The sequence below is a fragment of the Oceaniferula flava genome, assembly GCF_016811075.1.
Taxonomy (GTDB): Bacteria; Verrucomicrobiota; Verrucomicrobiia; order Verrucomicrobiales; family Akkermansiaceae; genus Oceaniferula; species Oceaniferula flava.
In genome coordinates, this window is record NZ_JAFBGL010000013.1 from 54,024 (window position 1) to 80,809 (window position 26,786).

Here is a 26,786-nt window from a genome sequence, read left to right on the forward strand (position 1 = left end):
ATGAAAATCCTAATCACCGGAGCCAACGGCTACATCGGCCTGCGGCTGCTCTCCGCCCTCAGCTCGACCGAGCACGAGGTGGTGGCGGTGGTGCGCAACAAGGATCGGCTCGATCAAAAAACGCTGGAGATGTTCGGCGATCGCTTGGAAATCGTAGAGCATGATTTCCTATCAAAAAGCTCCGATGCCACCTGCCCACCGGACATCGATGCCGCCTATTACCTGATTCACTCCATGGGCTCAGGTCCGGGGTTTGCCGCGAGGGAGGAACAGTGCGCAGAGCAGTTCATCCAGTGGCTGGCGCCCACCTCATGCCGCCAGATCATCTATCTATCCGGCATCATTCCGGATTCAAGAAAACTTTCCACCCACCTCGAGTCGCGGCAGCGGGTCGCGGATTTGCTTTCCCAGAGCAGCATCGCGCTCACCACCCTGCGGGCATCGATCATCGTCGGTTCCGGATCGGCGTCCTTTGAAATCATCCGCGATCTGGTGGAGAAGTTGCCGGTGATGATCACCCCGCGCTGGACACGCACCCGCTGCCAACCGATCGCCATCCGCAATGTCATCGCCTACCTAACAGGTGTCTTGGCCAACGAAAAATGCCTGAATCAAAGCTTCGATATCGGCGGCCCGGACCAGCTGAGCTACCGCGATATGATGAAGCTGTATGCCGACACCCGAGGGCTGGTCCGCCTGATCATCCCGGCGCCACTTTTCTCGCCCCGACTTTCCTCCTACTGGCTCAGCCTGGTCACGGCGACCAATTACCAGCTGGCCAAGGCGCTGGTAGGCAGTCTGCACATGGAAACCGTTTGTCGTGAGCATCAGATTCAGGAAATCATCCCCCAGGAACTGCTCAGCTATCAGCAAGCGATCGAGTTAGCCTTTTCACGCATCGCCCAGAACCGGGTGCCATCGACCTGGTATGGCGCCATGTCCACCGGTAAACTTCGGCCCGACCAAATCCGTAACATCCAGGTTCCGGAGTATGGGATTTTAGGCGATAGCCAAAGCGTGTCTCTAACCAGCAGCAGAAACGATGCTGTGGACGCGGTGTGGTCGATCGGTGGCAAACGCGGCTGGCCGAGTATGACTTGGGCGTGGAAGCTGCGCGGGCTGATGGACAAGATGATCGGCGGCATCGGTATGCGCCGCGGCAGACGCAGCGCCACCGAACTGAAACCTGGCGATGCCCTGGACTTCTGGCGCGTGGTCGTGGCGGATCGGGACGCTGGCCGACTGATGCTCTACGCGGAAATGCGACTACCCGGCGAGGCTTGGTTAGAGTTTCAGGTCGATGGCGAGACACTCAAGCAGACCGCCACCTTCCGTCCGCTCGGCCTGATCGGTCGCGCTTACTGGTATGCCACCTTTCCCCTCCACCTCATCCTCTTTCCCCGCATGGCACGCCAGCTGGCGAGTGGATGGAAACCCCACGACCCAGCATCATGAAAACGACCCTCATCATCGGCGGCAATTCCGGCATCGGAGAGAAGCTGGCGCAGCAGCTACAACGCGACGGCCATCAGGTCCTCACCGCCAGCCGTCAGCCATCGAACTTTGATCATCAAGTCTACGATGCCACCAGCGCAGATAGCCTCGAACTGCCGGAAAAGTTAGACGGCCTGGTATACTGCCCCGGATCCATCACCCTGAAGCCCTTCCACCGATTGAGCCAAGAAGAGATGATGAATGAATGGAAACTCAACGCGCTTGGAGCTGCGCACAGCGTGCAGCAGGCTTTGCCGTCGCTCAAGCAGGCGGAACATGCCTCGGTGGTGATGTTTTCCACCGTGGCAGTGCAGACCGGCTTGCCCTTCCACGCCTCCATCGCCATGGCCAAGGGCGCGGTGGAAGGCCTGACGCGGGCACTCGCCGCCGAGCTCTCACCCGCCATCCGCGTGAATGCCATTGCGCCGTCACTGACCGATACCCAGCTCGCCGAACCCTTGCTCAACTCCGATCAAAAACGCCAAGCGTCCGCAGAGAGGCATCCGCTGAAACGTGTCGGCATGCCCAGCGAGATCGCCAGTCTGGCGGCGTGGTTGTTATCAGACGACGCCCGCTTCATGACCGGCCAGATCCTCCACGCCGATGGCGGCATGAGCAGCGTCAGAACGTTCTAACTTTGCTCCGCAGTGATCGAGCCAAGCCCCCTGCCCATCCGGAAATCGTGCAGGCGTGACCGCAGCGAGTTGGCCACCTCGTTTCCGGCGATTTTCTCGAGCAACTTGCGCTCTCTAGCCGACACCCGACCGTCAATAATCGCGGCCATGGCAAAAACATCCACCGCCACCCGGCGCTCCACTTCATCGAGTCCGTCCAAGCTTTGCTGAAAGCGAGCTCTGTCCTCAGGCTCGTCGGTGACTTTCACGCCGGAACGTTGTCGCATCCATACCAGCATTTGCAGATGGTTCGGGTGCAGGTCCCTGCTGGCGGCGACACAGCAGCCCACCGCACGCTGCGCACTGGCGGCTAGCTCTGGACTGGCATTTTCTAACATCACAGGCAGCGATTCCAAAATGGCCGAGGGCCCAATCGCCCGCACCCGCGCTTCACGCAGCACCCAGAAACAGATCACCGCATTCCAAATGGCGGTCACCGGCACCGCGACAAATTCCAGCCACGCCCGCGCCGCTCCTCGGGCAAAAATCTTCCGGATCAATACCTTCGCCAGCGCATTGGAGACCAGAACCTTCCCCTTATACATCAGCACACCTAACAAGATCTTGAGCTTCGACGCTTCGCGAAATGGATTCACGTAGGGGTCGCTGTCGGGTGGATTCGGCAACTCCATCGCCGCCCGCACCATCACCCCGGCCATCGCCGACCGGTCGTCACCCTCCGGAAAGAGTTCGACGTCGCAGGCATTGGAAATCCGGTGCACCGCACGAAGTGAATCGTAATAAAGAAATCCCACCTCAAGCATCGCCGCCAGCGCAGAAACACCACCAAAGAGCAGCCAGTAGTTGATCTTATTGTCGGGGAACCATTGCTCGGCATAGACCGCCGCGATGGCTGCCGCACAGGCCGAAAGCGCACCGACCAGCCCCGCGCGAAAGACGGTCCAGCGCACGATGTTTCTGAGTTGCAGCTGCTCTTCATCGGTCAACACCCGCTGATCTTCCAGGCTGGTGCCATCCGGACATGTCGGCCCCATCCGCCGCAGCAGAGCATGGCCGGCTTTCTCAAGCGGCCCGGCCTTACTGACCACTTCAACGTCGCTATCCTTCATAAATTTTTCCGAGGCTTCGTCGCCTATGCCACGTTTCAATCGACCTGTTTCCTCAGACCAATCGATGATGACTCGCTGATGCATAGGTCAATCACACGCTCATGCACAGGAACAAATCGCCATTGACATCTTGTGCCAACAGCGAATTCTGATGGCGCTGACTTATTGGCTCTTTCTTATGAAACAACTCATCCTCACTCTCGTCCTCGGCGTGGCATCGGCACTGCCGACCATGGCCAACGTTTCCATGCCCTCATTTTTCTCAGACGGCATGGTCCTGCAACAGCAATCCAACGCCAAGGTATGGGGTTGGGCAAAACCTAACACTCAGGTCAGCGCCAGCTTTGCGGGGAAAAAGTCCACCGCCACCACTGACAAGTCCGGCAAATGGACCATCACCTTCGATGCGCTGAAAGCGACCACTCAAGGCGAAGAACTCAGCATCACCGTGGGCGACGAGACCAAGGTCATCAAGGATGTTGTGGTCGGCGAAGTCTGGATCGCCAGCGGGCAGTCGAACATGGAGTGGTCCATTCAACGGCTCGGCGGCGAAACGGCTGACGTTCAGGCCAAGGACGACCTCCTCAGAGTCTACGTCTCCAGAAACGTCACCTCCGATCAACCTGTCAAAGATTTCCCCGGCAAGTGGCTCAGCACCAAGCCGGCAAACACGCCGAAATTCACCGCCGTGGGTTACTACTACGCCAAGGCACTGCGTGAAAAACTCAATGTGCCCGTCGGCATCATCGAGTGCGCCTGGGGCGGCAAACGCATCGAGCCATTCATCAGCGATGCTTCCATGAAGCAGGCGAAGGACCTGCAATACCTCGTGGAGGCCAAGGCCAATGCCATCAAGCGCTACTCCCCTGAAGCCGCCCAAAAACGCCAGGACCAAGTAATTGCCAAGTGGAAACAACGACTCGCCGCCTGGGAAAAAACCAAGAAGGGACGCCAGCCAAGAAAACCGCAAATGCCACCGGCACCTGCATTCAGCAGTCGACTACACTCAACGATTTATAACGGCATGATTGCTCCCATCGCCGGTTACTCCGCCAAAGGAGCCATCTGGTATCAGGGTGAATCCAACGCCAACGACAAGTCCGCCCACGATTACTCCGAGCTGCTGAAACTGCTCATCCGCGACTGGCAGAAACAATGGGACAGCAAGCTCTCCTTTTACTACGTCCAACTCGCCAACTTCGGCCAAACAGAACGCCTCGGCTGGGTCCCTGTGCAGGATGAAATGCGCCAGCTGCTCGACGATCCGGAGATGGAAGACACCCACATCGGTATGGCGGTGATCAACGACATCGGCAACCTGACCAACATTCACCCATCGAACAAGATCGACGTCGGTCAGCGTCTCGCACGCTGGGCGCTACACCAGGATTACGGGTTCCGTGACATCATCGTTTCCGGTCCGCTCTACGCCTCCAGCGAGGTTTCCGGCACGACCATGACCATCCACTTCAACCACGCCAAGGGCCTGAAAACAAGAGACGGCAAAGCCCCCGGTGCCTTTGAGTTGCTCGACAGCCAAGGTAAATGGCTCCCGGCCGAAGCCAAGATCAAGGGCGACACCGTGGTGCTGCACAACGATCAAATCAAGAAGCCCACCCAAGCACGTTACGCCTGGAACATCCTCGCCGAAGGAGCCAATTTGGTGAACGGCGAAGACCTACCGACCAGCTGCTTCACCACCAAGTAAACCCGGCAACCGCTCTAACGCTGGTGCTGCTCCTTTTGCGAACCACCAGCTTATCGAGCCACCAGCGATTGCATCTCGATCACCGCGAAGTCGTCATCCATCCAATCGACATTGGTGGTGGTGATCAGCTTTTGCGCCTGCTTGGGCAAGGCCGCCATCAGCGCGTTGCGGCGACTTGGGTCGAGCTCGCCAAAGATGTCATCGAGCAGGTAAATCGGCAGCCGTCCGGCTTGTTTTTGCAGCAGCTCACCCTGGGCCAGTTTCATCGAGAGTGCCAAAGTCCGCTGTTGGCCTTCGCTGGCAAAATCATTCGCAGCCATGCCATTGATCGTCAGCCGCAGCTCATCGCGGTGCGGCCCGGCCACTGTCTGGCCGAGGCGGCGTTCGCGTTCGGCGGTCATTTCCAAACTTGCCGCAAGGTCATCGCCGGAGCCGGCTACGTATTCCAGACCGACCCGTTCATCGCAGGAACTGACGGTCGCTTGCGAGGTCGATGCCTCAGGTTCTAACAACGCCACCAATTGCTTCCGCGACGAGGTCAGATAGTTCCCATGCTGAACTAACAGCCCGCTGTAAGCAGCCAGCTCATCCTCTCTAGGGAATTGGTCTTTGAGCAGGAGATTGCGCGCCTTCAGGACACGTTGATAGCGGTGCAAGTGATCGCGGTAGACCGGGTCGACCTGGCATCCCAAGAAATCGAGATAGCGTTGTCGCACCTTGGCCGAGCCGCGCACCAGCTCCAGATCGTCATTGCCCATCCACACCACCAGACCACCCGCTCGCAGGTAGTCGCCCTGCTTTACCACGGCTTCATCGTCCACCTTCATGGTCAGCCCCTTGCGTGCGGCAAAGCGGACTTGGCGATCGCTTTCCCAGCAGTCGCCAGCGATACCAAACCCCGGCGTCTCCACCTGCACCATCCGCCCCATCCGCGAGCTGCGGGGCGATTGCAATCGGACCAGCACGCAGACCGCTTCCAGAATCGACGTCTTCCCCATCGCATTCGAACCGACGAATACAGCGCCCGATGCCGGCACTTCGAGAGCCAAGGCATCAAAGCAACGGAAGTTCTGAAGTCGGAGTGAGCTGAGCACGCGCGGATGGTAGGTTTTAACGCATAAATTCCAAATTCCAAATTCAGCGAAATCAAGCGAGCCGAATCATCGTGTCAGCCAGTCCGCATTCTATTCTTGATCCCCCGCCGGATCAGGGAATGATGTCGCCATGGATCGCCCGCTCGACTTCTGACGGCGGGCCGTCAGCCATCAACCTTTTACCATCCACTACCATCATGAGTTCTCTGACCAACACCATTCTCGAAGATATGAAAACTGCCATGCGCGAGCGCAACAAGGCAGCCCTCAACGTCCTCCGCGCCCTGAAAACAGCAATCACCAATGCCGCCATCGAAAAATCCGGTGCCGGCACCGAGCTGCCCGATAACGAAGTGATCAACATCATCCGTAAGCAGATCAAACAGCGCCAAGACTCCATCGAGCAATTCGAAAACGCAGGTCGTGCCGAGCTGGCCGAGACGGAAAAGGAAGAAATCATCGTGCTGGAAACCTACCTCCCCGCAGCTATGAGCCAGGAGGAAATCGAAGCCGCCGTCGATGCCGCCATCGCCGAGTCCGCCGCAGAATCCCGCAAGGACATCGGCAAGGTGATGAACATTCTGCAGGAAAAAACCGGAGGACGTGCCGATGGCAAAACGCTCTCCCAGGCCGTGATGAAGCGCCTTTCCTAACCGCGACATTCTCCCCCCGTGAAATTTGCCGCCATCATCGTCGCCGCTGGATCGAGTCGGCGTATGGGCTTTGACAAACTGCTCGCCGACTTCGCAGGCAAGCCGGTGCTGCAACGCAGCATCGAGGCCTTTGCCGCCTGTTCCGAGGTCAGTGAGATCGTTGTCGTCTGCCCCGAAGCCCGCTTTGATGAACTCGACGTCGAGTTCTCCGAGCAGCTGATTCAGCGTGTCGACGGCGGCACCGACCGCCACGACTCGGTAGCCTCCGGTCTGGCCGTGCTCGCGGGCGACACCGACTTCATCGCGGTGCACGATGGCGCCCGACCATTAATTTCGGTGGAGCAAATCCGCAAGGTTCTGCAATCGGCCAGCGAACACGGTGCGGCCGCCTCGGCGCGCCCGGTCACCGAGACCGTCAAACGTGCCGACGAACATGGCATGGTCTCGGCAGCCGTCAGCCGCGACGACCTCTGGCTGATGGAGACGCCGCAAATTTTCCAAGCCGAGTTACTGTTCAAGGCTTACCGACAAGTGCAGGAATCCGGCGCACGCGTCACCGATGAAGTTTCCGCCATGGAACTCATCGGTCAGCCGGTCAAGCTGGTCACCAACGACAGCACCAACCCAAAAATCACCTACCCGGCTGATATCGAGCAGGCGCAAAAACATCTGCCCGCATCCACGTGATGACGCAGAGCTGATCGATCGTCAGACCTCATCGCACGCGTCCCTCATCGTGGGGGAAGGCTCGCCGCATGCGACTCAGTTAAAGCCTCTGGCCTCTGCGAGCAGCTCGCGGGCCGACCACTGCATGTGGATTTGGCATAACTTCTTGTGGGCTGCACAACATTTACATCAGCGCTCACAGCTTGTTTTATGTGAATGAAGATCATGGTTAACATGACCATCAATCAATAAAACCAACCACATGAAAATCATCACGCCATTCGCATCCATCGGTTTAGCGGTCTTGTCGCTAAGCAGCGTCTCGCACGCAGCCATCACCGTCATCAACTCAGATTTCAGCGCTCAATCGCTCGGCGACAACAGCTGGGCCGCCACCACTGTCGATACGATCGACGGCTGGACATTCACCGGCTCGACCAGCGGAAGCGTCAATATTTTGGCAGACGGAGAACCCGCAGTCACATCGAACTCAGGAAAAGCAGCTGGCGACCAATACGTCGTCTTCAACGAAGGTGGTTCGGCCACGGGAGGGACGCTCTACCAAACGATCACCGGGCTCACCATTGGGCAGCAGTATGAGGTTTCCTTCGAAGTGATTGAAATGTTCAACGGCAACAACAACGTGGCTCGCATCAATGGCGACTTCAACAGCTTGGGGAGTTCCATTGGCTCGGGTGTCGGCACCGACCTCACCATTGGCGATGGCGGAACGGTCTCTACGTTCACCTTCACAGCCACCGATGCCGAAGGTGTTCTAACCTTCACTGATGCCTCTGACGGGACCTCCGGAATCGACACAGGACTCGACAACATCAGCATCACCGCGGTGCCAGAACCCGGCTCTGCAGCACTTCTCGGCCTAGGCGGACTGGCCTTGCTGTTACGCCGACGCAAGTAAGGCCACATCTGCACACTCACCACTTTTCTCACACGTCACCTCACACGGCTTTACTTGCCTGGGAGGTGGCGTTTTTTGTGCCACGCTCAAACCGGTGGAGGGTAGCGCGATGACAAGGGCTTAAACGCCTAGGCCCAATCGGGGAGTTCCAATTTGAACTCAGGCACCTTGGCCAGGACCTTTTTGCCTTCGGCGGTGGTGCCGAAGAACGATCCACTGGCTACGGCATCATCGCCGATGACGTGGTAGCTGTTGTAGGAAAAATCGTCACCCGGCTCGAGTGCGGGAGTTTGTCCGACCACGCCATCACCTTCCACCACGCAGACCTCGCCTTCGCGCTCACGCACCACCCATTTCCGACCGAGGATTCTGACGCGCTCGGTGGATTCGTTGACGATGGTGATGAAGTAGACGAAGGGGTGAGGTTTGTCCGCAGGAGCATCCAGACTGGGCATGTAGACGATGTCGTCCACACGCACGGTCAATCCTTCCAGCTCTTGGTATTTCTTAGGCACAGTGGCAGGGGTGAAAAAAGCTCTTGGGAAATCAGCCTTGATGGGCTGCGAGACGGCGCAGTTTGCGTTTGATACTGACCTTGGCTGCGGGGCTGATGCGATCGACAAACAAGGTGCCATTGAGGTGGTCCACCTCGTGTTGAATCGCGCGGGCGAACAGGCCGTCGGTTTCCAGCTCCATGATGCTGCCATCGAGCAGTTCCAGCTTGGCTTTGACGATGGTTGGGCGGCGCACGTTGGCGCGAATGTCATGGATACTCAGGCAGCCTTCGCTGTCGCTTTCGCGTGGGCCATCGAGTTCCAGCTCCGGGTTGATGAAGATCAGCGGCATGATGTCCTCCATTTTGGCATCTTCACCGTTCACCTTGAGGAAGGAAACGCAGTCCGGATCGTGAGAAACATCCACCACCGCCATGCGCAGTTCCTCGCCCACCTGAGGGGCGGCCAGACCGACGCCATTGGCATCCACCATGGTCTCCACCATGTCTTCGGCCAGTTTCAAGATCGTCTCATCGACCACTTGAACAGGTTTGCATTTCTTGCGAAGCACAGGGTCTCCGTATTGGGTAATGTCTAAAATCATAATTTGTCAGGCTATTGGGTATCGATGGTCGACTCCGGAAGTTTCACCCGTGACGGCACGTCCTTCGGGTTGATTCCTGCGGCGATCAGGGCGTTTTGAATTTTAATGAATCCCTCCAACTGCAGCCCCTTGTCGGGCTCAAGTTCAAGTTTTCGGCTGGGGAACTTCTCACGGAACACCTTGAGATAGTCAACCAACATTTCATCGGGAATGCGGGTGGCATCGAGAGTGATCATGCCCTCGGCGGAGATCGCCAGCACGGCGGCAGGCTCCACCACTTCGGTCGTGGTCTTGGAATCCTGCACCAGCGCCAGCTCGATATTCATCACCGGGCGTTTGGTTTTGGGGTCAAACTCGACGGCAAAGTAGATCAGCAAAATCGCCAAGATGTCGATCAAGGGAATGATCGGCACAGGCGGGATTTTACGTTGGATGCGCTGGAACTCCAAGGGATCTGACGGTTAGCGGTTTTTGAAAAACACATGCTGATGGCAGGCGGAAGTCACCTTGCCCATCAGAACTTCGAGACGGGCGGCCATCAACTCAATCTTACGGTTGAAGTGGCTGTGGGCGATGACGGTGGGAACGGCCACGGCGAGGCCGGCCACCGTGGTGTTCAGCGCCATGGCAATGCCCTGCCCCACACTGGCGTGATCCGCGGACTGGCCTACGCTGGCAAAAACGATCACCAATCCACTGGCGGTGCCCAGCAGGCCTAACAATGGAGCGATGGTGATCACCACCTCTAGTGTCGGCATGCCGGTGTTCATCTTGACAATTTCCTCGCGAGCGGCCGACTGCACAGCCTCCTGCACCTCGCCCTGCGTTCTGCCGGCATTGTGCAGCGCCACTTGGCACAGGCGGGCCAGAGAGGTTTCTCCGGCAGTGAACTGATCCTGCAGACCATTCAAGCTGCCTTTTTCCAGATGCTCTTCGATTTTCTCCACCTCACTGACCAGCTTGCTGGGAATGATCAGGGACTTGGTGAGGGTCATGATTTTATAAGCGACCACCGCCACGGCCAGGACCGAACAGATCAGGATCGGCACCATGAACCAGCCGCCGTTTTTGAAGAAGTTCCACACGGTTTCCCAAGCTTGGGGATCTGCGTTGTTCATTAGGATTTGCGTTATCATGGATAAATTTTCGATGCACAGGAAATGCACTGCCACAGCCGGATGATCCAGCGGGAAATGGTGATTTCTTTTGGCGCGCGGCGTGGCCTCGGGCGACGGCTACGTGCTGGATGCTTAGAAGTAGAAGTTATAGATCAATTCGAGATGCTCCCCATTGAGCTCCTTGATGACATCTTTGGACATTTTGGGAATTTTCGCCTGACGGATGGCGCGCTGGGTAAATCCGCGTTCGATGAGATTTCCCTCGACCGCTTCCACCAAGCGGACACTGGTGACTTTGCCTTGCTGGTCGATATAAAAGCGCATGGAGATCACGCCGGGCACGATGTGATCTCGGTATTGCTCGCAGTTTCGCCGCCATTGCAGCTCCACCGCCTTACTGATCAGTGCCTGATAACGCCCGAGCGGTGAGTTTTTGACATTGAGCGAGCTTTTCCCCCGACGCGAGATCGAGCCGGTGACCCTGGTTTTACGCGAGAGCCCGCTGAAGTTGTCTTTTTTGGGAGTTTGTTTGATGGCGTCCCCCTGCCCTTCTGTTTTCGACCCCTCGTTCGGCTTCTCCTTCGGACTTTCCTCAGCCTTCGGCTCATCCTGAATGCTGGCTTTGCCATCGCCGCCGTCGCTGTTCGGCAGAATCCGGCCCTGCTCGAGGTGCTTGCTTTTCGCCTTGGCAGACGACCCCTCCTCAGGTGTCGGCACATCGAGCTTGGGGGCATCGTCGATGGTTTCGGAGTCCTTGCGAGCCGTTGCCTCCTGCGGCGTCTCGGTGTATTCGCCCGTCTGATCCATGCCCACCGAGCCATCTTGGTGATCACGGTCGACCGTTTCCACGTGCCCCGGGTGCAGCGGGTTCACTCCATCCTGCGCGGGTGTGTTCGGCGCGGCGCCGGGTGTGGGCGCCAGCTCGGAGGCGGCACGGGTGTCGCGATCGCCGAGAATATCGGTCGGGGCATCCGGAGTGCCCGCTTGCTCGGCCGAGGTGCGGGCGAATCGGCGCTCGCTCACCTCCGGAGCCTTGGCGGGTTCAGGTTTTTCCACCTTGGGTTTCACCACCACCGACGGTTCGGGAGTGGGTTCCACCTCAGGTTTCGGTGGCTCGGGAGCTTTGGGTTTCGGTTGCTGTTGCGCCAGTTCAGGAGCAGGCTCCGGCAGTGCTGGTGGCTTCGGTTCCGGGAGCGTCTGCATTTGCCGCAGCACCACGGTGACCTCAGGCTCCACCTGCGGCTCGCTTGGTGGCGTTTGGTAGGCAAATAGCGGAAGGTCCCACATCAGGAGGAGAATCCATGCGACAAAAACCAGGCCGTGCACCCCCAGCGCCGCGATCACAGAGATGGCGGCTCGTTTTTGCAGCAAGGTGAACTGGCTCACGTGTGGACTCTATGAGGTCGTGGCAAAATCTCAAATCTAAATCGACCAAGACTGCGCGTTGACTTCACTCTCCCCAGCCTGCAGCATCTCGGCCGTGAATATTCAGGTGGAAGACATCGAGGCGCAGCGCATCGACCAATTTTTAACAGCCCGTCTGACGGAGCTGTCGCGCTCGAAAATCCAGTCGCTACTCAAATCCGGTCATATCCTCCTCAATGGCCAGCCGGCCAAGGCGAAGCAGAGCGTGGCTCATGGCGACCAGATCTCGATTGAGCTCCCCGATGAAAAACCCAGCGAAGGCGTGCTCGCCCAAGACATCCCTCTGACCGTGCTCTATGAAGACGACGACATCATCGTCATCGACAAGGCACCCGGCATGGTGGTGCACCCCGCGGCAGGCAACGACGACGGCACCCTAGTCAACGCCCTGATGCACCACTGCCAAGGGAAACTTTCCGGACTGAGTCAAAAAAATGGCGACGAATACGAGATCAACCCTCAGCGACCCGGTATCGTGCACCGACTCGACAAAGACACCTCCGGCTGCATGGTGGCAGCCAAAACCGACGAAGCCCACCGTCACCTCTCCGCGCAATTTGCCTCGCGCAGCAATGAAAAACGATACCTCGCCGTGGTGCAGAGCCAACCGAACAAAAGCGAAGACACCATCTTCACCCACATTGGTCGGCATCCGGTCAACCGCATGAAAATGACGGTGGTCAATCCCGGCAGTGGCAAGACAGCCATCACCGACTACCGCGTGCTGCACAGTGCGGAAAACGGCACCAGTCTCGTGCTCTGCGACCTCCATACCGGACGCACCCACCAGATCAGGGTGCACATGGTCCATCTCGGCACCCCGATTTTAGGCGATCCCATTTATGCCAAACCGGCACGTCAACCGGAGCAGCCGGGTCGATTGATGCTACACGCCTGGCAGCTCGTCATCGATCACCCACGCAGCGGAGAACGGCTTGCTTTCCAGGCGCAGATCCCCAAGGAATATCTCCCGTGGACGACGGCAGCCGGATTAGAATAATCCCTCAGACGCTATTCAGATTGCGCCAGTGGCTATTTCCAGCTAAACTATACCTATGAATGACGAGTCACTGATCGATGCCCTGCTTCCCGCTGTTAAGCAGCAAATCGAATCGGCCGAGACGCCCTACGTCAAAGTCACCTACACCCGGCTTGTTGAACAGGAAGGCCTGAGCCCCGACGAAGCGGTTGAAGCGATTGCCCTCTGTCTCGCGGACGAAACCAACCGCATGTATATCGACAAGCGCGATTTTGATCAGAACCGCTACCAGGAACTTCTCTGCACCCTACCGGAATCGCTGGAAGAATAATAAACGCAGCCGTTTTCTGGCTGCGTTGTGATTCGGTCGTTGGTCCGTGCTGTTCGTAGGCGCTTCAAGCTTGCGACGCTAGGCGGCTTACTTGGCCTCATCTTCGTCTTCCTCAGGCGGTGCCTTGGGAAGCTTATCGACCTCCTCGAGGATGTTGACCATTTCCACCCCGCGCTCGGCAGAGTTATCGACGCGGAAATCGAGAATCGGAGTGCAGCGAAGCACCACGCGCTTGGCGATGCGGCTTTGGATCAAGCCGCGCTTTTGCGCCAGTTGTTCCAGCACCGGCTCGGCCTTGCCGCCCAGCACACTGATGAACACCTTGGCTTCGCGTAGATCCTGAGTGATCTCTGCCTCGCTGACGGTGACCAGCAAGCCAGGGAACTCGAAATCGCGCTGCACGATGGTGCTGATTTCGCGGCGAAGCAATGCGTTGATTCTATCGAGTCTCTGGCTCACGGTATCAATAATTAAGATTTAATCCGATCTTCCGACTACAGCGTCTGTGGGATCTTCTCGAGGATGTAGCACTCGATGACATCGCCCTCTTCGTATTCGTCGAAGCTACCGAGACGGATACCACACTCGATACCTGTCTTGACCTCATCGACCTCATCCATGTGGCGACGGAGAGTAGACATCTTGCCATCGAAGACTGGAACCTTGCCGCGCAGCACACGAGCGTGAGCGGTGCGGGAAACTTTACCATCCTTGATGATACAACCTGCGGCGCGACCTTTGCGGACCTTGAACACCTGCTTGACGTCGGCGTGACCGATGATGGTTTCGCGGGTGATCGGATCGAGCAGACCGAGCATGGCTTCCTCCACGGTATCGAGAAGTTCGTAAACGACGGAGAACAGCTTGATCTGCACACCTTCGCTCTTGGCAGCCTTTACTGCCTTCGCTTCCACCTTGGTGTTGAAGCCTAACACAACCGCTCCGGAGGAACTGGCCATGAGGATGTCACTTTCGGTGATGGCACCGGCAGCGGAGCTGATGAAGCGGGGCTCCACCTTGTCGCTCTTGATATCGTTGACGGCGTTTTCGATCGCCTGCACGGAACCTTGCACATCGCCTTTGAGGATGATGTTGAGCTGAGCTTTGTTATCGCCCTGAACCATGGACATCAGATCCTCCATGCGGCTCATCTTAGGACGTTGCAGACGGTCATTGCGTTTGGCTTGCAAACGCTCTTCGGAAAGTTTCTTCGAAGCCTTCTCGGTTTTCATCTGAACCAGTTCATCACCAACGTGAGGCAGTTCAGCGAAGCCGATGACCTCCACAGGGATGGCAGGGCCAGCTTCTTTCACAGGCTCGCCGAGATCGTTAAACATGCTCTTCACCTTGCCGGCATAAGGACCGCAGATGAATGGCATTCCCGTTTTCAGGGTGCCGGCGCGGACGATGACCGTGGCGGTGGGTCCCTTACCGGGCTGAACGCTCGCTTCGATGACGGCGGCACGGGCGTTGGCACGTGGGTTGGCTTTCAACTCCAGCACTTCTGCCTGCAGAGCCATGAGCTCAAGCAAATCTTCCATTCCCTGACCAGTGACGGCGGAAACTTCCACACATTCGGTCTCTCCGCCGAAGTCAACAGGCTGCAAGCCGTGCTCCATCAGCTGAGTTTTCACACGCATCGGGTCGGCACCAGGCATGTCGCACTTGTTAATGGCAACGATGATGGTTTTCTCCGATTTCTTCGCATGCTCAATCGCCTCCTTGGTCTGAGGCATGATGCCATCATCGGCGGCAATCACGAGCACCACGATATCGGTGACGTCGGCGCCACGGGCGCGCATTTCGGTGAAAATCGAGTGACCTGGGGTATCGATAAAACTGATCGGGTGGCCGTGGTGGTCGACGTGGTAAGCACCGATGTGCTGGGTGATTCCACCTGCCTCGCCCTTGGTCACGCGGCTTTTGCGCACGTAGTCCAGAAGCGATGTCTTGCCGTGATCAACGTGACCCATGAAGGTAATGATCGGGGCACGGTATTCGAGTTTTTCCTCTGGCTCGTGTTCCACGGCCTTCGGCTCTTTGACTTTTTTCTTCTCCTTGTGAACACCGCCACCTTTCTCACGCTTCTCGCGCTCGAACACAAAGCCGTGCATCTCACAAAGTTTCTCAGCAATCTCAGGTTCGATCGCTTGATGAGGAGCCACGAAGACTTCGAGCTTGATGAGGTCCGCCATCAACTGGAAGGACTTCAGCTCCATCAGATCGGCGAGATCACTGACGACGATCGGAGGTTTGATCGTGATGACCTTGCCTTCTTTCACCTCGGCCACTTTTTCCTGGTCGTCGGAACCAGCGTCAGCCCCGGAGGACTCGGCACCAGCTGCGGACTTGGAAGCAGCGAACTCGTCGACAGGATCGAGGATCTTGGAAATGGTCGGCATCTGCTTGTGCAAACCGCCTTTTTTCTTAATGACCGAAGTTTTCTTCTTCGTGCCTTCGTCTTCAAAAATATCCAGAGCTTCCTTTTTCTGATCATCCACGCTTTTCACCTTGGACGCCTCTTCGATACGCTGGCGCTCTCTACGAGAGATCTTCTTCCCAGGATTGTCATCGATGAGATTAAGAACGTCTTTGGATTTTTTCGGTTTATCGCTGGAATCTGCCATGCTGGGTATTTATTGGGTAGGAAGGGTGTTTTTTAAAGGATTGGATAAGGACTCTGAAGTCCTGCTGTTTTTAGATTTAATAACCTGTCTTGGAGGGAGGTGCAATGCTTAGGCATCTGCTTTTTCCTCACTTGCTGCTTCGTCAGTGGTCGCAGGTGCTGCGTCTTCTACCACCACTTTGCTCAGGATGGTTTCGGCTTCACCTTCGGAAACCTCGAGAGCGGCAGCAATGTATTCGGCTGGCATCTGGGCCACAAGCTCGGCGGTAGCACCACCGGCGCGGAAAAGTTTTTCGGCCATCGCGGCATCGAGACCAAGTTGATCAGCCAGAGAGGATGCGGCATCACCGACACGGGCTTCGAATTGCTCGTGCTGGGTTTCGTCCTTGCTGACCTGGACATCCCAGCCCATCAGCTTCGCAGTCAGACGGGCATTTTGGCCACGACGACCGATGGCCTTGCTGAGTTCCTCCTCATCAACGGTGACGGAAACCACCTTGTTCTCTTTATCGAGTTTGATGGTGCGGATGTTAGCCGGCTTGAGAGCATCGGCCACGAAGGTTGCAGGATCGTCCGACCAGCGGATGATGTCGACTTTTTCGTTATTGAGTTCGCGAACGATGTTTTTCACGCGGGCTCCACGGAGACCGACACAAGCGCCGACGGGATCGACTTTTTCATCGTTACTGCCAACGGCCACCTTGGTGCGGTAACCGGCTTCACGGGCAATACCGCGAAGTTCCACGGTGTTGTCGGCGATTTCTGCGACTTCGGATTCGAACAAGCGACGCACGAAGTTCGGGTGACTCCGGGAAAGAATGATTTCAGGTCCGCGAGCTTCGTTTTCGACAGCCACCACGTAGACACGGATGCGGTCGCCCACATTGTAGTCCTCAGTGACCACACGCTCACGCGATGGGATGCGACCTTCAAACTTGCCAAGATCGATGAGCACATCGCTTTTCTCAAAACGACGCACCGTGCCACTAACGATATCGCCGGCACGATCCTTGAACTCGTCATAGATCATTTCCTTCTCAGCCATGCGCAGGCGCTGCATCATGGTCTGCTTAGCAGTCTGGGTAGCAATGCGGCCGAAGTTCTTGGGAGTGACGTTGAAATCAACGGTGTCACCCAGCTCGGCATCCGGCTTGCTCTTCTGTGCCAGAGAAAGAGGCACTTCGTTAAACTTATCGACGTAATCGTCATCGGCCACCACTTCCAGCCCCGCGAAGATCACGGTGTCGCCTTTTTTGGTATCCACATCGGCACGAATCTTTTCGATGGCATCGGCTCCCGGAACCATCTTGCGATAGGCGGAAATAAAGGCGAACTCGAGCGCAGCAAGGACCTTGTCGCGGTCGATGCCCTTTTCTTTCTCGTAGTAGTCAATGAGAGCGACGATGTCGTTGGTCATGGCTTGTTTCTGGCAGTGATTGGATGTTAGTCTGAAAAAAGTGAATCTCGATTCGATGATTCACTCGGAAAGGGAGCTCCCCTTGGAGGTGTTACCCTGAGACACAAAAGAGTGGGTCAGATGACCCACCCCCGAGCGTTCGTAGAGCTGATGCGGCAGAGCCATAGATGCTTATCGGCGCTCTGACAAGTAGAATCTATTTCTTTCTCCCCGCCGAACTCGAAAATCGTCTCGTCCGCCCAAAAAAAATAATTTCCCCAGATCACTCATTTTCAACAGGTCAGAAACAATGCCGGAAAAAATAATGCATTTCAGGCAAAATAAATCTTGCGAAATCTCAGCGTGTACGTATTTTGCCGCCGCCGAGCGGCCCGAACGGGAAGCAAAGCACAAACCCAACAAAGCGCAGATAGCTCAGTTGGTAGAGCAGTTGGCTTTTAACCAATTGGTCCTGGGTTCGAGTCCCAGTCTGCGTACTTTATGAAAGCCCTTGAGCAACCCGCTCAAGGGCTTTCTCCTTTTAACGCCTCAGCCCCCGCTTCTTAGGCCATACAGGGAGCCGATTTGAAGAGGGCCTGGCATGCCCCCACCCTACCGCCCAGCGGTCGATGGCAGAGGTAGCTGACGCATGAAACCAAGCAGACAGCTCGGAAGCCCGACATCAGATCACTTTGGTGAAATGAATGGATGCCCAACGAGGTATGCTTATCATTAAACCTCCTTTGTCGTTGATGATTCCATTCCCCAAGCTTCCACCGGCCCTGCTCGCCGGTTGCATGACACTCCTGCCCACGGTGCTCAGCGCGGAAGACTCCACACAGGCGCTGACTTACCAGCAGGACATTCAGCCACTGCTCAAGGAGTATTGCTACCGCTGTCACGGCGAAGGCAAGAAACTCAAGGCCGACTTAGATCTGACGCCTTACCAATCGCCCCAATCGATTTTCAAAGATCGCAAGCTCTGGCTGGAGGTGCTGGAGCAAATTCGCAGCGAGGAAATGCCGACCAAAGACCCACTGCCAAGCGCCAAGGAGCGGGCCGCACTGGTGAGCTGGCTGGACAAGGAGCTGAACTCAATCGATTGGACCAAGGTGAAAAATGCCGGGCATGTCACCATCCCCCGCCTGACGAAGACGGAATACAATAACACCATGCGCGACCTGCTCGGCGCCGATTTTCAGCCGGGGTATATTTTCACTGATGACGGCGAAGGAAACAGCGGCTTCACCACCGATCGCGACAACCTCTTCATGACGCCGACCACCATCGAGAAATACTTCACCGCCGCTGAAGGAGCTCTCGAGGCATTGACCTCGGACACACTCGAACCGGCGAACATCCATCTGGAGAGCGAGGCGATGTTCATGACCGAATCCAAAGTGCCCACCGGCACTTACGCCGATGGCAAACTACACGGTTACCAGCTGAGAGTTGGCCAAATGACGCTCTACAACGCCATCGAAATCCCAGTGAATGGAAGGTATCGTATTAAAGTGCGCGGTTTTAGCTCGGTGACGAAGCGCGGCATTGCCCGCATGCGGATCAACGATCAGCCGAAGGGAGATTTCCACTTCACCGACGAATCCCCATCGGTCCAGACCATCGAAGTCTTCCTGCCCAAGGGGTCGCATCAGATCGCCTTCAACATGGTGCCTCAGCGGAAACCGAAGGGTAAAAAACGCATCAAATTTGCCGGGGCTGTGGCTATCGATTGGGTCAAGATTCAGGGGCCGGCAAGTCTCGGAAAAGCTAAGGACGCCTCGCTGGTGTATCATGTGCAACCCGGCGATCAACTCAGCGAGGACCAGGCGGCTCAACGAATTATCACACGCTTCGTCCAACGCGCCGCACGCCGCCCGATCAGCGGTGCGGTTGCCAACAAGTATTACGGCATCTACCAGCACGCCAAGACCAAGGGTGAGAGCTACCGAGGAGCGGTCAATCTGGCACTCACGGCGGTTCTCGTCTCGCCCCATTTCCTCTACCGCAACGAACTGGCACCGGCCGACGCGCGTGACGGAGAATTCCAGCTCGACCATTACCAGATTGCGTCGCGGCTTTCCTATTTCCTGTGGATGTCGATGCCTGACGACGAGCTCTTTGAACTCGCTGAAAAGAAACAGCTCCACGATCCGCAAGTGCTCCGTCAGCAAGTTAGAAGGATGATCAAGAACCCCAAATCCAGAGCCTTCAGCAACGCCTTTCTCGGTCAATGGCTGGGGTTCAACTCCCTTGGCGAGAGCGTCATTCCCGACAGCCAAATCTTCCCGGAATTCAACACCGCTCTGGCCACAGCGATGAAACAGGAAACCGTGCTGACCTTCGAACATCTACTGAAGAATGGCAACAGCCTGCTGACACTGCTCGACACGCGCGCCACCTACCTCAATGACGATCTGGCCAAGCTCTATGGCATCGAGGGCGTTCAAGGTAGCCACATGCGGCCGGTGAACCTGAGCGATCGCCATCGTGGCGGCCTGCTCGGTATGGCCAGCGTGCTCACCGCGACCTCCACACCCACTCGCACCAGCCCGGTGCTGCGTGGCGTCTGGGTGGCGGAGACCCTCTTGGGAGACCACATCCCCGAGGCCCCTGCCGATGTGCCGGAGCTCGCTGACAATGCCGGGCTGAACGGCAAACTCACCCTGCGTCAGGAGCTGGAACAGCATCGCAAACAAGAGCAGTGCGCCAGCTGCCACGATCAGATCGATCCGATTGGCTTCGGTCTGGAAAACTTCGACGCCATTGGCCGCTTTCGCAGAAAAGAAACCGGCGGCCAGCCGATCGACAGCTCAGGCGAGCTCGACGGATTCCAGTTCGACGGTGCCGCCGAGCTCAAAGCCTGGCTGGTCAAAGAGCGCAAGGAACCATTCATTCGCAACCTCTCCGAACAAATGTTAGCCTTCGCTCTTGGGCGACAGGTGGAAACCTACGACGAAGCTCCACTGCGCCGGATCACCGGCGCGCTCGAAAAGAACAATTACAACGCCATGACCCTGATCGAGGAAATCGTGTTGAGTTACCCCTTCCTCCACAAAAACAACAAGCCAGAAAGCACCGAACAATGAACAAACCTTGGATGATCTCAAGACGACGTATGCTGCGAGGCATGGGTGCAATGATTGCACTTCCCCAGCTGGAAATCATGGCTGCTGTTAGCGGCAAAGGCTCTACGGAAAAAAAGCCCCCGCTGCGATACCTCAGCGTGTTTCAGCCCAATGGCGTTTACCCCAAGGCGTGGGACGTCAAAGGCACGGGAGCCAACTATCAGCTCTCCCCCATCCTCGCACCACTCAAGGAGCTGCGCGATGAGTTCATGGTGGTCTCCGGACTGAACAACACCGTGGGCGGAGACCACGTCCAAATGACCTCCGCTTTCCTCACCGGAGTGAACATCAAGAACGGTAAAGCGGCGATGTCCATCGACCAGCAAATCGCCAAAAAGATCGGCGGCAACACCGCTTATGAATCCCTGGTGTTAGGCACCGAGCCACCGCGTCAAGGCAGTGTGCGAGGCAATGCCATTTCCATCGCCAGCACCGTCTCGTGGAGCTCACCTACAACGCGAATTTCTCCCGAGATCAACCCGCGGGTGGCATTCGATCGCTTGTTTAGAAACAAAACAGGAGCCGAAGCCGTGCGCCGAGCGGAACTACGCCAGAGCGTGGTGGACCTGGTGCTCGAGGACGCCAAGGCCATCCGCAGAAAGGCCAGCTCCTTGGATCAGCAAAAGCTCGATGAGTATCTCGAAAGCGTGCGCTCTGTGGAAGTGCAGCTGGAACGGGTGACCGACCCCAAGCAGGCCGACTGGACACCGCACAGCGTGCCCAGCGAACGCGATCTCGCCGCGCCACCGATGGGAATCCCCCGCGAGCGTGATGTTCACTTGCGCTTGATGATGGATCTCATGGTGCTGGCGCTGTGGACCGATACCACACGCGTCTGCACTCTGATGACGGCGCATGGTTTCAGTCGACAGAACTTCAGCTTCATTGATGGAGTCACCGGCGACCACCACGGCATCTCCCACCACAAAGAACGGCAGGAAGCGGTGACCCAATACACCCACGTCAGTCGCTGGTATGTCGAGCAATTTGGCTACTTGATCAATCGCTTGAAATCCATCGATGAAGGTGGCTCCAATCTTCTCGACAACTCCATCGTCTTCTACGGCTCTGCCATGAAAGATGGCAATGGCCACAAGAAAAACGACCTCCCCGTGCTCCTTGCCGGAGGCGGCCAAGGACAGCTAAAACAAGGCCGACACGTCAAACTGCCAGCCCAACCCCTATCCAATCTGCATTACACGATTGGTCAGAAGTTTGGCATCCAGAGCCCTGACTTCAATGGCACCCAGAGCAAGACCATCCAAGCTCTGGGTTAGGAGTCGCTGCGCTTAGGAATGAAATGAGCGGGCGTTACTGAGACGTTTAACGAACGCCTCCATCTTCTCCTTCTGCTCCTCCAGCTTCTCCACAAGTTTGAGCTGCGTGCGGGCGCGATCGAGGTTGTGCTGATCGCGATGGGTCTTGAAATAGACATCCCCCTCGAGGTGGTCGGTTAGGAAACGGATCCCTGTTTCCAGAGAAATCAGCTTTCCGGCGAAGGCTAGGTTTTCGATTTCGGCTTTGCACAGGCAGTCACAGGAATCCATGTATCCCTCAGCCAAAGCCTCGAACATCGGCATCCGCATTTCGACCTTGGAGAGGTCTTGTTCGTCCTCAGCGGCGGGACTAACAGCCGTGCGCACCATGTCGCCAAAGTCGTAAAGCGACAGGCCGGGCATCACGGTATCGAGATCAATCACGCAGACAGCTTCGTCGGTTTCGATATCGATCATCACATTGTTGATCTTGGTATCGTTGTGGGTGATCCGTTCGGGCAGCACACCGGCGTCTTTCAGATCGAGCAGTTTGGAGACGATATTTTCGCGCGATTTGATGAAATTAATCTCCTCTTGCGCACCGGCAACGCGGCCGTGTGTGTCCTGGGCGATTACCTCCATCAGGCGGGCGTAGCGTTTTGGCGTATTATGGAAATCAGGGATTGTTTCCTTGATGTCCTCCACGGGAATATCGCTGACCAGATCTTGAAACGAGCCAAAGGCGTGAGCCGCCTGATAGGCTTGACGGGTGTTCTCCACGATGTCGTAGGTCCGGCAACCTTCGATGAAGTTATAACAGCGCCAGATGCCACCACCTTCGCCGGTGGCATAAAAGCGACCACCGCGGGCCGGGTAAAGGTTCAGCGTCTGACCGCCGATGTCTTTCTTCACCCGCATCACCTTCCAGTTGATGTGTCGGGTCACCATTTCCACATTGCGCATCACCGCCAGAGGGTCCTTGAAGACGTTCTCGTTGATGCGTTGAAAAATGTAACGACCAATGCGTCCGTCCGACTTCTTGAAGCTGGCCATGTAGGTCGAGTTGATGTGACCACTGTCCACCTCCTCACCAGTTAGGAACTCACCGGCGATGGCGAACTCGTTGGCAATTTCTTCAATATGGCTGTCGTTTTCTATCATGTTGGGAATAGGGAAAGGGAAATCGATTAGAGCTTTTCAACGGCGCTCAGGATACCGGGGATGGCGAGTTCAATGACCTCGGCAACCTCTTCGTAGGCATCGCTATTCATGCCGAATGGATCCGGCACATCGACACCTTGCAGCCCCTCTTCCGGATCGATAAAATCAGTGAGTAGATTCACCTGTTGGGCAAATTCCGGAGCACTGCGCTTCACCATATCAGCGTGTGAGCTGCTCAGAGCGATGACCAGATCGGTCTGCTCCAAGATCGTGGCATCGAGCTGACGGCTTTTGAAGCGATCGAGCGCAGCGCCTTTCTTCTTAAGGATCACGGCCGTTTCGCGGCTGGCACTCTGGCCGGGCATGGCGGCCACTCCGGCGGAGCTGACATGCACGTCGGAACCCTTCGGCAGGGCCGCCTTCAGCAAGCCTTCAGCCATCGGGCTGCGGCAGGTATTTCCAGTGCAAACAAAGAGAACAGATTTCATGTCAATAAAGCGGGTGTGGTTGTCCGTGCATCATGGGATGACCACGGGGTGGTAATTAATCAAAAGAAAACGGCAGGGCCTGCACCAAATTGGCAAGCCCCGCCGTAAAAGACAATATTAGTTTAACAAGTTTACTTCGCCTGTAAGTGGGCAGAAATCCGTGTGCGACCACCCTCGCTGCGGGTGTGCACACTCAACTTCTCAAGAGTGCCCAGCGCCTTGATCGCTTTTTCGATCTTGGGTTTGTTTTCCACGAAGTCTTCGCGAGCACTTTCGTTCGGGAATGCGGTCTCCGCATTGTCGGACACCAGTGTCAGCCAGTCATTGGCATACTTGTTCAGCACTTTGAAATCAACGTGCAACCATGCGCCATTGCGCTCGGTGCCACCACCGGCTTTGAAGCGTTCCGCCAGGCCTTCGGAGAAGGTCTTGGAAGTGGAGGCAAAGAACAGCTCGTCACTTACCGAAACAGATGCCACAAAGTCATCGTTCTGGAATGGGATCGGAATGAACCAGGTTTTCAGATCGTTCTTCTCACTGCTCATCGGCACCTGCATCGGGATCTCATTACCGGACATCTCACTGATGGTCTTCAGGATGTTTTCGGCGGATGTGTTGAGTCGCGACCAGGAAGCCTGAAGCTTGGAGCGATCGGCCACTTGACTCACGTAAGCCAGACGCGGGGTCTTCCCGTTGTCGAGGATGGCTTTGGGGACATCGGGAACTTTGGGGAAGGTGCCGTTGACATCCATCACCAGAGCGGACTCGGCGCCGAGACCATTGGCGAGATCACCACGGAGGGCTTTCCAAAGCTCCAAAGCATCGCTGCGGAATTTGCTATCAAACATGTCCACGCCCTGCTTGAAATCGCGGAAGTCACCATCGTCGATATCGAGAGCCGCAATGCGCTTGGTCACCAAGTAACTGGTCTCACCGAGGGTATCGATGTATTCCATCACCTTCTGGTTGTAGTCCTCGTTGTCAGTCCAGTTCGCGAACATCACCGTATTCTCGCCGGTTTCCAGCGGAGCCAGACTGTGCGTTTCCCCAAGGTCCAGCGCCGGAGCACCCGGACCGCCGAAGGATTCCATCTTCACGCCATCTTCGATGAAGGCCACGTAGCCGGCATCGGTGGCGGTGAACAGCGCCGCGAGCTTCTCACCTTGATCGGCAAGGCTTTCCAGCAGTGCTTCCACGTCGCGGGTATCACCCAGTGACGAGGCCTCGCTGAGCCCTTGACCGGCGCCTTTGGCCAGCGAGCTGAGCAAACGGTAACCGATCCCCGACAGGCTGCTGCCTTGATCGATCAATTTCGAATCGCTGTAGCCGGCAATCAGAATGTCCTTATCGAGAAAACCGTCCAAGAACGCCATCTTCTCGTTGGCGCAGACCGAGTCTTCAGCTTGGTCCACCAGCACCAGATCGTCTTCGGACTGACCGACGAAAATCATGACGTAGTCACCAATGACGCCGGAAACGACGACTAGGTCCTTCTTGGTGAGAGCGGCTTTGAAAGCGGTGATGTCTGTGGCATCGATCATCTGCTCGATTTGAGCCATTCCATCTTCCTCGGCTTCGAGCAGCTGGACGAGCTTGGCGCCGGAAACTTTGTAACCGGAGAACTCCGCGTCGCCACGTTTAATAGTGATGGCCTCGGAAGCCCCTTCGACCATACCCAGCATGCTGATGCCGTCCTGCATTTCACCGGCAGCGATATCACGGGAATCCGCATCAGAAATTTTGTATCCTTGGTAGACCACAGGGATCTCAGCTTCATCGAACATGGCGATGAGCTCTTTGGGGGCGCCTTTCAGCGGACCATCGAGAAAGACCTTGGGGGACTCCGGATTGAAATCTCCGTTTTCGCGCACCATGGCATCGGCGGCGAAGATACCGGTGCGAGCACCGTAGAAGAAAGCGCGTTCCAAGAACTGCATCCCCACCTTGAAGGTTTCCGGGGTGCCCTTGCCGTAAGCCATGAAGTATTCCTCACTGTAGGCGGCTAACTGACTGGCCATCTGCTCGTTTTCGGCGAGGTCTTCGAGCGAGACTCCCTCGTCGGCCATGCGCTCGAGAATGAACTCACCGATGGGCGTTTTCAGAAGTTCTTCAAATGCCTTGCGGCCGTTGTAAACACCCTCGTAGGAAACGAGGTCCTTGGGAAGATTCTTGGCGAAGCCCATAACGGCCGCACGCTCGGCAGCGGTGGCGGATGCTTGGATGGGCTGGCCTGCTGGTGTGGGGGTATCTGTCTGGCTAGCGGGAGCGCCGCTATCGCTGGAAGAAGAGGAGGAGGTTGTTGTTTTGTCCTTACACGCGGTAAACGCGACTGCGCCTGCAGCCAAAGGAATCAATATATATTTGCGCTTCATACGCCCAAGATCTACGGGCATGGTGGCTTTATTACAATTACAAAGCTGATGATTTTTTATCATCGAATGTATCAGAAGGCTTGATTCAACGAGCCGGATCCCCCTCTCCTAACATCACAACACCATGCCTGAATTACCCGAAGTCGAAACTACCTGCCGCGGCATCGAACCTTATCTGCTCGATTGCACCATCGACAGCCTTGAGCTGCGCGAACGCCGCATGCGCTGGCCAGTGGAAGACAGCGTGCTCGCCCTCGAAGGACAGAAAATCACCGCCGTGCGCCGGAGAGCGAAGTATGTTCTGGTGGAATCCGAGCGGGGCACACTGATCCTGCACCTTGGGATGTCGGGCAGTCTGCGCATTTGTCCCAAAGAGACAGAACTGCGCAAACACGACCACTTCATTGCCCGACTCAGTGGCGGCAATGGCATGGAAATGCGGCTTCACGACCCTCGCCGCTTCGGCGCCGTGCTCTGGCACGCGGCGGAAGATGGCGATATCCACAGTCACCCCCTGTTCAACCGCCTGGGGCCAGAGCCGCTGGAGGGAGACTTCACTCCTGCCGTGCTGATCGATGCCGCCCGTGGCCGTCAAACCAGCATCAAGCAAGTGATCATGAACAACCATGTGGTGGTCGGAGTAGGCAACATCTACGCCTGTGAAGCCTTGTTCCGCAGTGGCATTCGGCCGACCAAAAAAGCGGGTCGTGTCAGCCAGGCGAAACTGACCACCTTGGTGGGGCATATCCGCGATGTCTTGGCGGAAGCCATCCAACAAGGCGGCACCACCCTGCGTGACTTCGTCAACGAAGAGGGAAAACCCGGCTATTTCAAACAGCAGCTCAACGTTTACGGTCGTGAAGGCGAGCCCTGCCACCAGTGCCAGAGCCCGATCAAACGTGTGGTCATCTCCAATCGTTCCACCTTCTACTGCCCGAAGTGCCAGAGTTAGAGGTCGCCCGAAGCTGGAAGAGATCGGCTAATTGCTAAGGTCGCTGGGCCTGCTAGCCTTCTTTCCGATGCGCAGGAATGCCCGGTATGAACTGGCACATGGGTTACTAACAAACCGACCACATAGGTTACACTTCTTGTTTAGCTTCTTCCTTCATTATTGCAAGTCTTGCTCTCCC

The 26,786-nt window shown here is 56.7% G+C and carries 24 protein-coding genes and 1 tRNA gene; 12 read left to right on the plus strand and 13 right to left on the minus strand.

Annotation, left to right across the window (positions count from 1 at the left end):
- On the plus strand, nt 1-1,455 hold the full coding sequence (locus JO972_RS15755; RefSeq protein ID WP_309491047.1) for an SDR family oxidoreductase: 1,455 nt from the start codon (nt 1-3) through the stop codon (nt 1,453-1,455).
- Nucleotides 1,452-2,129: an SDR family NAD(P)-dependent oxidoreductase gene (locus JO972_RS15760; protein ID WP_309491048.1), complete on the plus strand. Its 678-nt coding sequence runs from the start codon at nt 1,452-1,454 to the stop codon at nt 2,127-2,129. Before JO972_RS15755 ends, JO972_RS15760 begins: the two co-directional genes overlap by 4 nt.
- On the opposite strand, the gene JO972_RS15765 is transcribed toward JO972_RS15760, so the two are convergent.
- Nucleotides 2,126-3,322, minus strand: a complete 1,197-nt coding sequence (locus tag JO972_RS15765; RefSeq protein WP_309491049.1) for an LBF_2804 family protein — start codon at nt 3,320-3,322, stop codon at nt 2,126-2,128. The two genes, JO972_RS15760 and JO972_RS15765, sit on opposite strands and share 4 nt — an antisense overlap.
- A gap of 94 nt (nt 3,323-3,416) precedes the next feature.
- Between JO972_RS15765 and JO972_RS15770 the strand changes: the two genes are divergently transcribed.
- Nucleotides 3,417-4,946: a sialate O-acetylesterase gene (locus JO972_RS15770; RefSeq protein WP_309491050.1), complete on the plus strand. Its 1,530-nt coding sequence runs from the start codon at nt 3,417-3,419 to the stop codon at nt 4,944-4,946.
- A gap of 50 nt (nt 4,947-4,996) precedes the next feature.
- Here the strand turns inward: JO972_RS15770 and recF are convergent, their stop codons facing one another.
- Nucleotides 4,997-6,040 (minus strand): DNA replication/repair protein RecF, encoded by a 1,044-nt coding sequence (recF, locus tag JO972_RS15775; RefSeq protein WP_309491051.1) that lies wholly within the window; start codon nt 6,038-6,040, stop codon nt 4,997-4,999.
- 71 nt (nt 6,041-6,111) lie between these two features.
- Between recF and JO972_RS15780 the strand changes: the two genes are divergently transcribed.
- The 3 genes from JO972_RS15780 to JO972_RS15790 all read left to right on the plus strand — a co-directional run bounded on the left by JO972_RS15780 (nt 6,112) and on the right by JO972_RS15790 (nt 8,278).
- A complete protein-coding gene (locus JO972_RS15780; RefSeq protein ID WP_309491052.1) occupies nt 6,112-6,693 on the plus strand; it encodes a GatB/YqeY domain-containing protein in 582 nt (193 codons plus the stop codon).
- 18 nt (nt 6,694-6,711) lie between these two features.
- Complete coding sequence (ispD, locus tag JO972_RS15785; RefSeq protein ID WP_309491053.1) at nt 6,712-7,380, plus strand: 2-C-methyl-D-erythritol 4-phosphate cytidylyltransferase; 669 nt, start codon at nt 6,712-6,714, stop codon at nt 7,378-7,380.
- A 241-nt stretch (nt 7,381-7,621) separates the two neighbouring features.
- Nucleotides 7,622-8,278: a PEP-CTERM sorting domain-containing protein gene (locus tag JO972_RS15790; protein WP_309491054.1), complete on the plus strand. Its 657-nt coding sequence runs from the start codon at nt 7,622-7,624 to the stop codon at nt 8,276-8,278.
- Between the two features lie 128 nt (nt 8,279-8,406).
- Here JO972_RS15790 and JO972_RS15795 read toward each other — a convergent pair whose 3' ends face one another.
- The 5 genes from JO972_RS15795 to JO972_RS15815 all read right to left on the minus strand — a co-directional run bounded on the left by JO972_RS15795 (nt 8,407) and on the right by JO972_RS15815 (nt 11,880).
- Complete coding sequence (locus JO972_RS15795) at nt 8,407-8,793, minus strand: ApaG domain-containing protein (RefSeq protein WP_309491055.1); 387 nt, start codon at nt 8,791-8,793, stop codon at nt 8,407-8,409.
- Between the two features lie 31 nt (nt 8,794-8,824).
- Nucleotides 8,825-9,376 carry a peptide deformylase gene (gene def / locus JO972_RS15800; protein ID WP_309491056.1) on the minus strand — a complete coding sequence of 184 codons (552 nt, stop codon included), beginning with the start codon at nt 9,374-9,376 and terminating at the stop codon, nt 8,825-8,827.
- 11 nt (nt 9,377-9,387) lie between these two features.
- Nucleotides 9,388-9,789 (minus strand): ExbD/TolR family protein, encoded by a 402-nt coding sequence (locus tag JO972_RS15805; RefSeq protein WP_309491057.1) that lies wholly within the window; start codon nt 9,787-9,789, stop codon nt 9,388-9,390.
- Nucleotides 9,790-9,837: 48 nt separating this feature from the next.
- Nucleotides 9,838-10,512, minus strand: coding sequence for a MotA/TolQ/ExbB proton channel family protein (locus tag JO972_RS15810; protein ID WP_309491058.1), 675 nt, complete (start codon nt 10,510-10,512; stop codon nt 9,838-9,840).
- A 114-nt stretch (nt 10,513-10,626) separates the two neighbouring features.
- Nucleotides 10,627-11,880: a hypothetical protein gene (locus JO972_RS15815; RefSeq protein WP_309491059.1), complete on the minus strand. Its 1,254-nt coding sequence runs from the start codon at nt 11,878-11,880 to the stop codon at nt 10,627-10,629.
- A gap of 94 nt (nt 11,881-11,974) precedes the next feature.
- Here JO972_RS15815 and JO972_RS15820 point away from each other — a divergent pair, with 94 nt between their 5' ends.
- Together JO972_RS15820 and JO972_RS15825 are read left to right on the plus strand one after the other, a co-directional pair.
- The gene (locus tag JO972_RS15820) at nt 11,975-12,919 is read left to right on the plus strand and encodes an RluA family pseudouridine synthase (protein WP_309491060.1); all 945 of its coding nucleotides are present in this window, start codon (nt 11,975-11,977) and stop codon (nt 12,917-12,919) included.
- A gap of 55 nt (nt 12,920-12,974) precedes the next feature.
- Nucleotides 12,975-13,229 (plus strand): hypothetical protein, encoded by a 255-nt coding sequence (locus JO972_RS15825; RefSeq protein WP_309491061.1) that lies wholly within the window; start codon nt 12,975-12,977, stop codon nt 13,227-13,229.
- 87 nt (nt 13,230-13,316) lie between these two features.
- Here JO972_RS15825 and rbfA read toward each other — a convergent pair whose 3' ends face one another.
- The 3 genes from rbfA to nusA all read right to left on the minus strand — a co-directional run bounded on the left by rbfA (nt 13,317) and on the right by nusA (nt 17,272).
- Nucleotides 13,317-13,688, minus strand: a complete 372-nt coding sequence (gene rbfA / locus JO972_RS15830) for a 30S ribosome-binding factor RbfA (protein ID WP_309491062.1) — start codon at nt 13,686-13,688, stop codon at nt 13,317-13,319.
- A gap of 35 nt (nt 13,689-13,723) precedes the next feature.
- Complete coding sequence (gene infB / locus JO972_RS15835) at nt 13,724-15,856, minus strand: translation initiation factor IF-2 (RefSeq protein WP_309491063.1); 2,133 nt, start codon at nt 15,854-15,856, stop codon at nt 13,724-13,726.
- A gap of 108 nt (nt 15,857-15,964) precedes the next feature.
- The gene (gene nusA / locus JO972_RS15840; RefSeq protein ID WP_309491064.1) at nt 15,965-17,272 is read right to left on the minus strand and encodes a transcription termination factor NusA; all 1,308 of its coding nucleotides are present in this window, start codon (nt 17,270-17,272) and stop codon (nt 15,965-15,967) included.
- A gap of 403 nt (nt 17,273-17,675) precedes the next feature.
- On the opposite strand from nusA, the gene JO972_RS15845 reads away from it, so the two are divergent.
- The 3 genes from JO972_RS15845 (at nt 17,676) to JO972_RS15855 (ending at nt 21,656) form a co-directional block, all read left to right on the plus strand.
- Nucleotides 17,676-17,748 (plus strand) — tRNA-Lys (locus JO972_RS15845).
- A gap of 225 nt (nt 17,749-17,973) precedes the next feature.
- The gene (locus tag JO972_RS15850; protein WP_309491065.1) at nt 17,974-20,340 is read left to right on the plus strand and encodes a DUF1592 domain-containing protein; all 2,367 of its coding nucleotides are present in this window, start codon (nt 17,974-17,976) and stop codon (nt 20,338-20,340) included.
- A gap of 11 nt (nt 20,341-20,351) precedes the next feature.
- Nucleotides 20,352-21,656 (plus strand): DUF1552 domain-containing protein, encoded by a 1,305-nt coding sequence (locus JO972_RS15855; RefSeq protein ID WP_309491066.1) that lies wholly within the window; start codon nt 20,352-20,354, stop codon nt 21,654-21,656.
- Nucleotides 21,657-21,668: 12 nt separating this feature from the next.
- Here JO972_RS15855 and JO972_RS15860 read toward each other — a convergent pair whose 3' ends face one another.
- The 3 genes from JO972_RS15860 to JO972_RS15870 all read right to left on the minus strand — a co-directional run bounded on the left by JO972_RS15860 (nt 21,669) and on the right by JO972_RS15870 (nt 25,677).
- Nucleotides 21,669-22,796, minus strand: coding sequence for a phosphotransferase enzyme family protein (locus tag JO972_RS15860; protein ID WP_309491067.1), 1,128 nt, complete (start codon nt 22,794-22,796; stop codon nt 21,669-21,671).
- 26 nt (nt 22,797-22,822) lie between these two features.
- Nucleotides 22,823-23,284, minus strand: coding sequence for a low molecular weight protein arginine phosphatase (locus JO972_RS15865; RefSeq protein WP_309491068.1), 462 nt, complete (start codon nt 23,282-23,284; stop codon nt 22,823-22,825).
- A gap of 131 nt (nt 23,285-23,415) precedes the next feature.
- Entirely contained in the window at nt 23,416-25,677 is a 2,262-nt protein-coding gene (locus JO972_RS15870) for a hypothetical protein (RefSeq protein ID WP_309491069.1), read from the minus strand.
- A 103-nt stretch (nt 25,678-25,780) separates the two neighbouring features.
- On the opposite strand from JO972_RS15870, the gene mutM reads away from it, so the two are divergent.
- Nucleotides 25,781-26,608, plus strand: coding sequence for a bifunctional DNA-formamidopyrimidine glycosylase/DNA-(apurinic or apyrimidinic site) lyase (gene mutM / locus JO972_RS15875; RefSeq protein WP_309491070.1), 828 nt, complete (start codon nt 25,781-25,783; stop codon nt 26,606-26,608).
- Nucleotides 26,609-26,786 lie beyond the last annotated feature (178 nt).

What these genes read in the sequence shown, in the direction of transcription:
- JO972_RS15755 (WP_309491047.1), top strand. Translation starts at nt 1, where the DNA reads ATGAAAATCCTAATCACCGGAGCCAACGGCTACATCGGCCTGCGGCTG.
- JO972_RS15760 (WP_309491048.1), top strand. Translation starts at nt 1,452, where the DNA reads ATGAAAACGACCCTCATCATCGGCGGCAATTCCGGCATCGGAGAGAAG.
- JO972_RS15765 (WP_309491049.1), bottom strand. Translation starts at nt 3,322, where the DNA reads ATGCATCAGCGAGTCATCATCGATTGGTCTGAGGAAACAGGTCGATTG.
- JO972_RS15770 (WP_309491050.1), top strand. Translation starts at nt 3,417, where the DNA reads ATGAAACAACTCATCCTCACTCTCGTCCTCGGCGTGGCATCGGCACTG.
- JO972_RS15790 (WP_309491054.1), top strand. Translation starts at nt 7,622, where the DNA reads ATGAAAATCATCACGCCATTCGCATCCATCGGTTTAGCGGTCTTGTCG.
- def (WP_309491056.1), bottom strand. Translation starts at nt 9,376, where the DNA reads ATGATTTTAGACATTACCCAATACGGAGACCCTGTGCTTCGCAAGAAA.
- JO972_RS15810 (WP_309491058.1), bottom strand. Translation starts at nt 10,512, where the DNA reads ATGATAACGCAAATCCTAATGAACAACGCAGATCCCCAAGCTTGGGAA.
- JO972_RS15825 (WP_309491061.1), top strand. Translation starts at nt 12,975, where the DNA reads ATGAATGACGAGTCACTGATCGATGCCCTGCTTCCCGCTGTTAAGCAG.
- infB (WP_309491063.1), bottom strand. Translation starts at nt 15,856, where the DNA reads ATGGCAGATTCCAGCGATAAACCGAAAAAATCCAAAGACGTTCTTAAT.
- nusA (WP_309491064.1), bottom strand. Translation starts at nt 17,272, where the DNA reads ATGACCAACGACATCGTCGCTCTCATTGACTACTACGAGAAAGAAAAG.
- JO972_RS15850 (WP_309491065.1), top strand. Translation starts at nt 17,974, where the DNA reads ATGCTTATCATTAAACCTCCTTTGTCGTTGATGATTCCATTCCCCAAG.
- JO972_RS15855 (WP_309491066.1), top strand. Translation starts at nt 20,352, where the DNA reads ATGATCTCAAGACGACGTATGCTGCGAGGCATGGGTGCAATGATTGCA.
- JO972_RS15860 (WP_309491067.1), bottom strand. Translation starts at nt 22,796, where the DNA reads ATGATAGAAAACGACAGCCATATTGAAGAAATTGCCAACGAGTTCGCC.
- JO972_RS15865 (WP_309491068.1), bottom strand. Translation starts at nt 23,284, where the DNA reads ATGAAATCTGTTCTCTTTGTTTGCACTGGAAATACCTGCCGCAGCCCG.
- JO972_RS15870 (WP_309491069.1), bottom strand. Translation starts at nt 25,677, where the DNA reads ATGCCCGTAGATCTTGGGCGTATGAAGCGCAAATATATATTGATTCCT.
- mutM (WP_309491070.1), top strand. Translation starts at nt 25,781, where the DNA reads ATGCCTGAATTACCCGAAGTCGAAACTACCTGCCGCGGCATCGAACCT.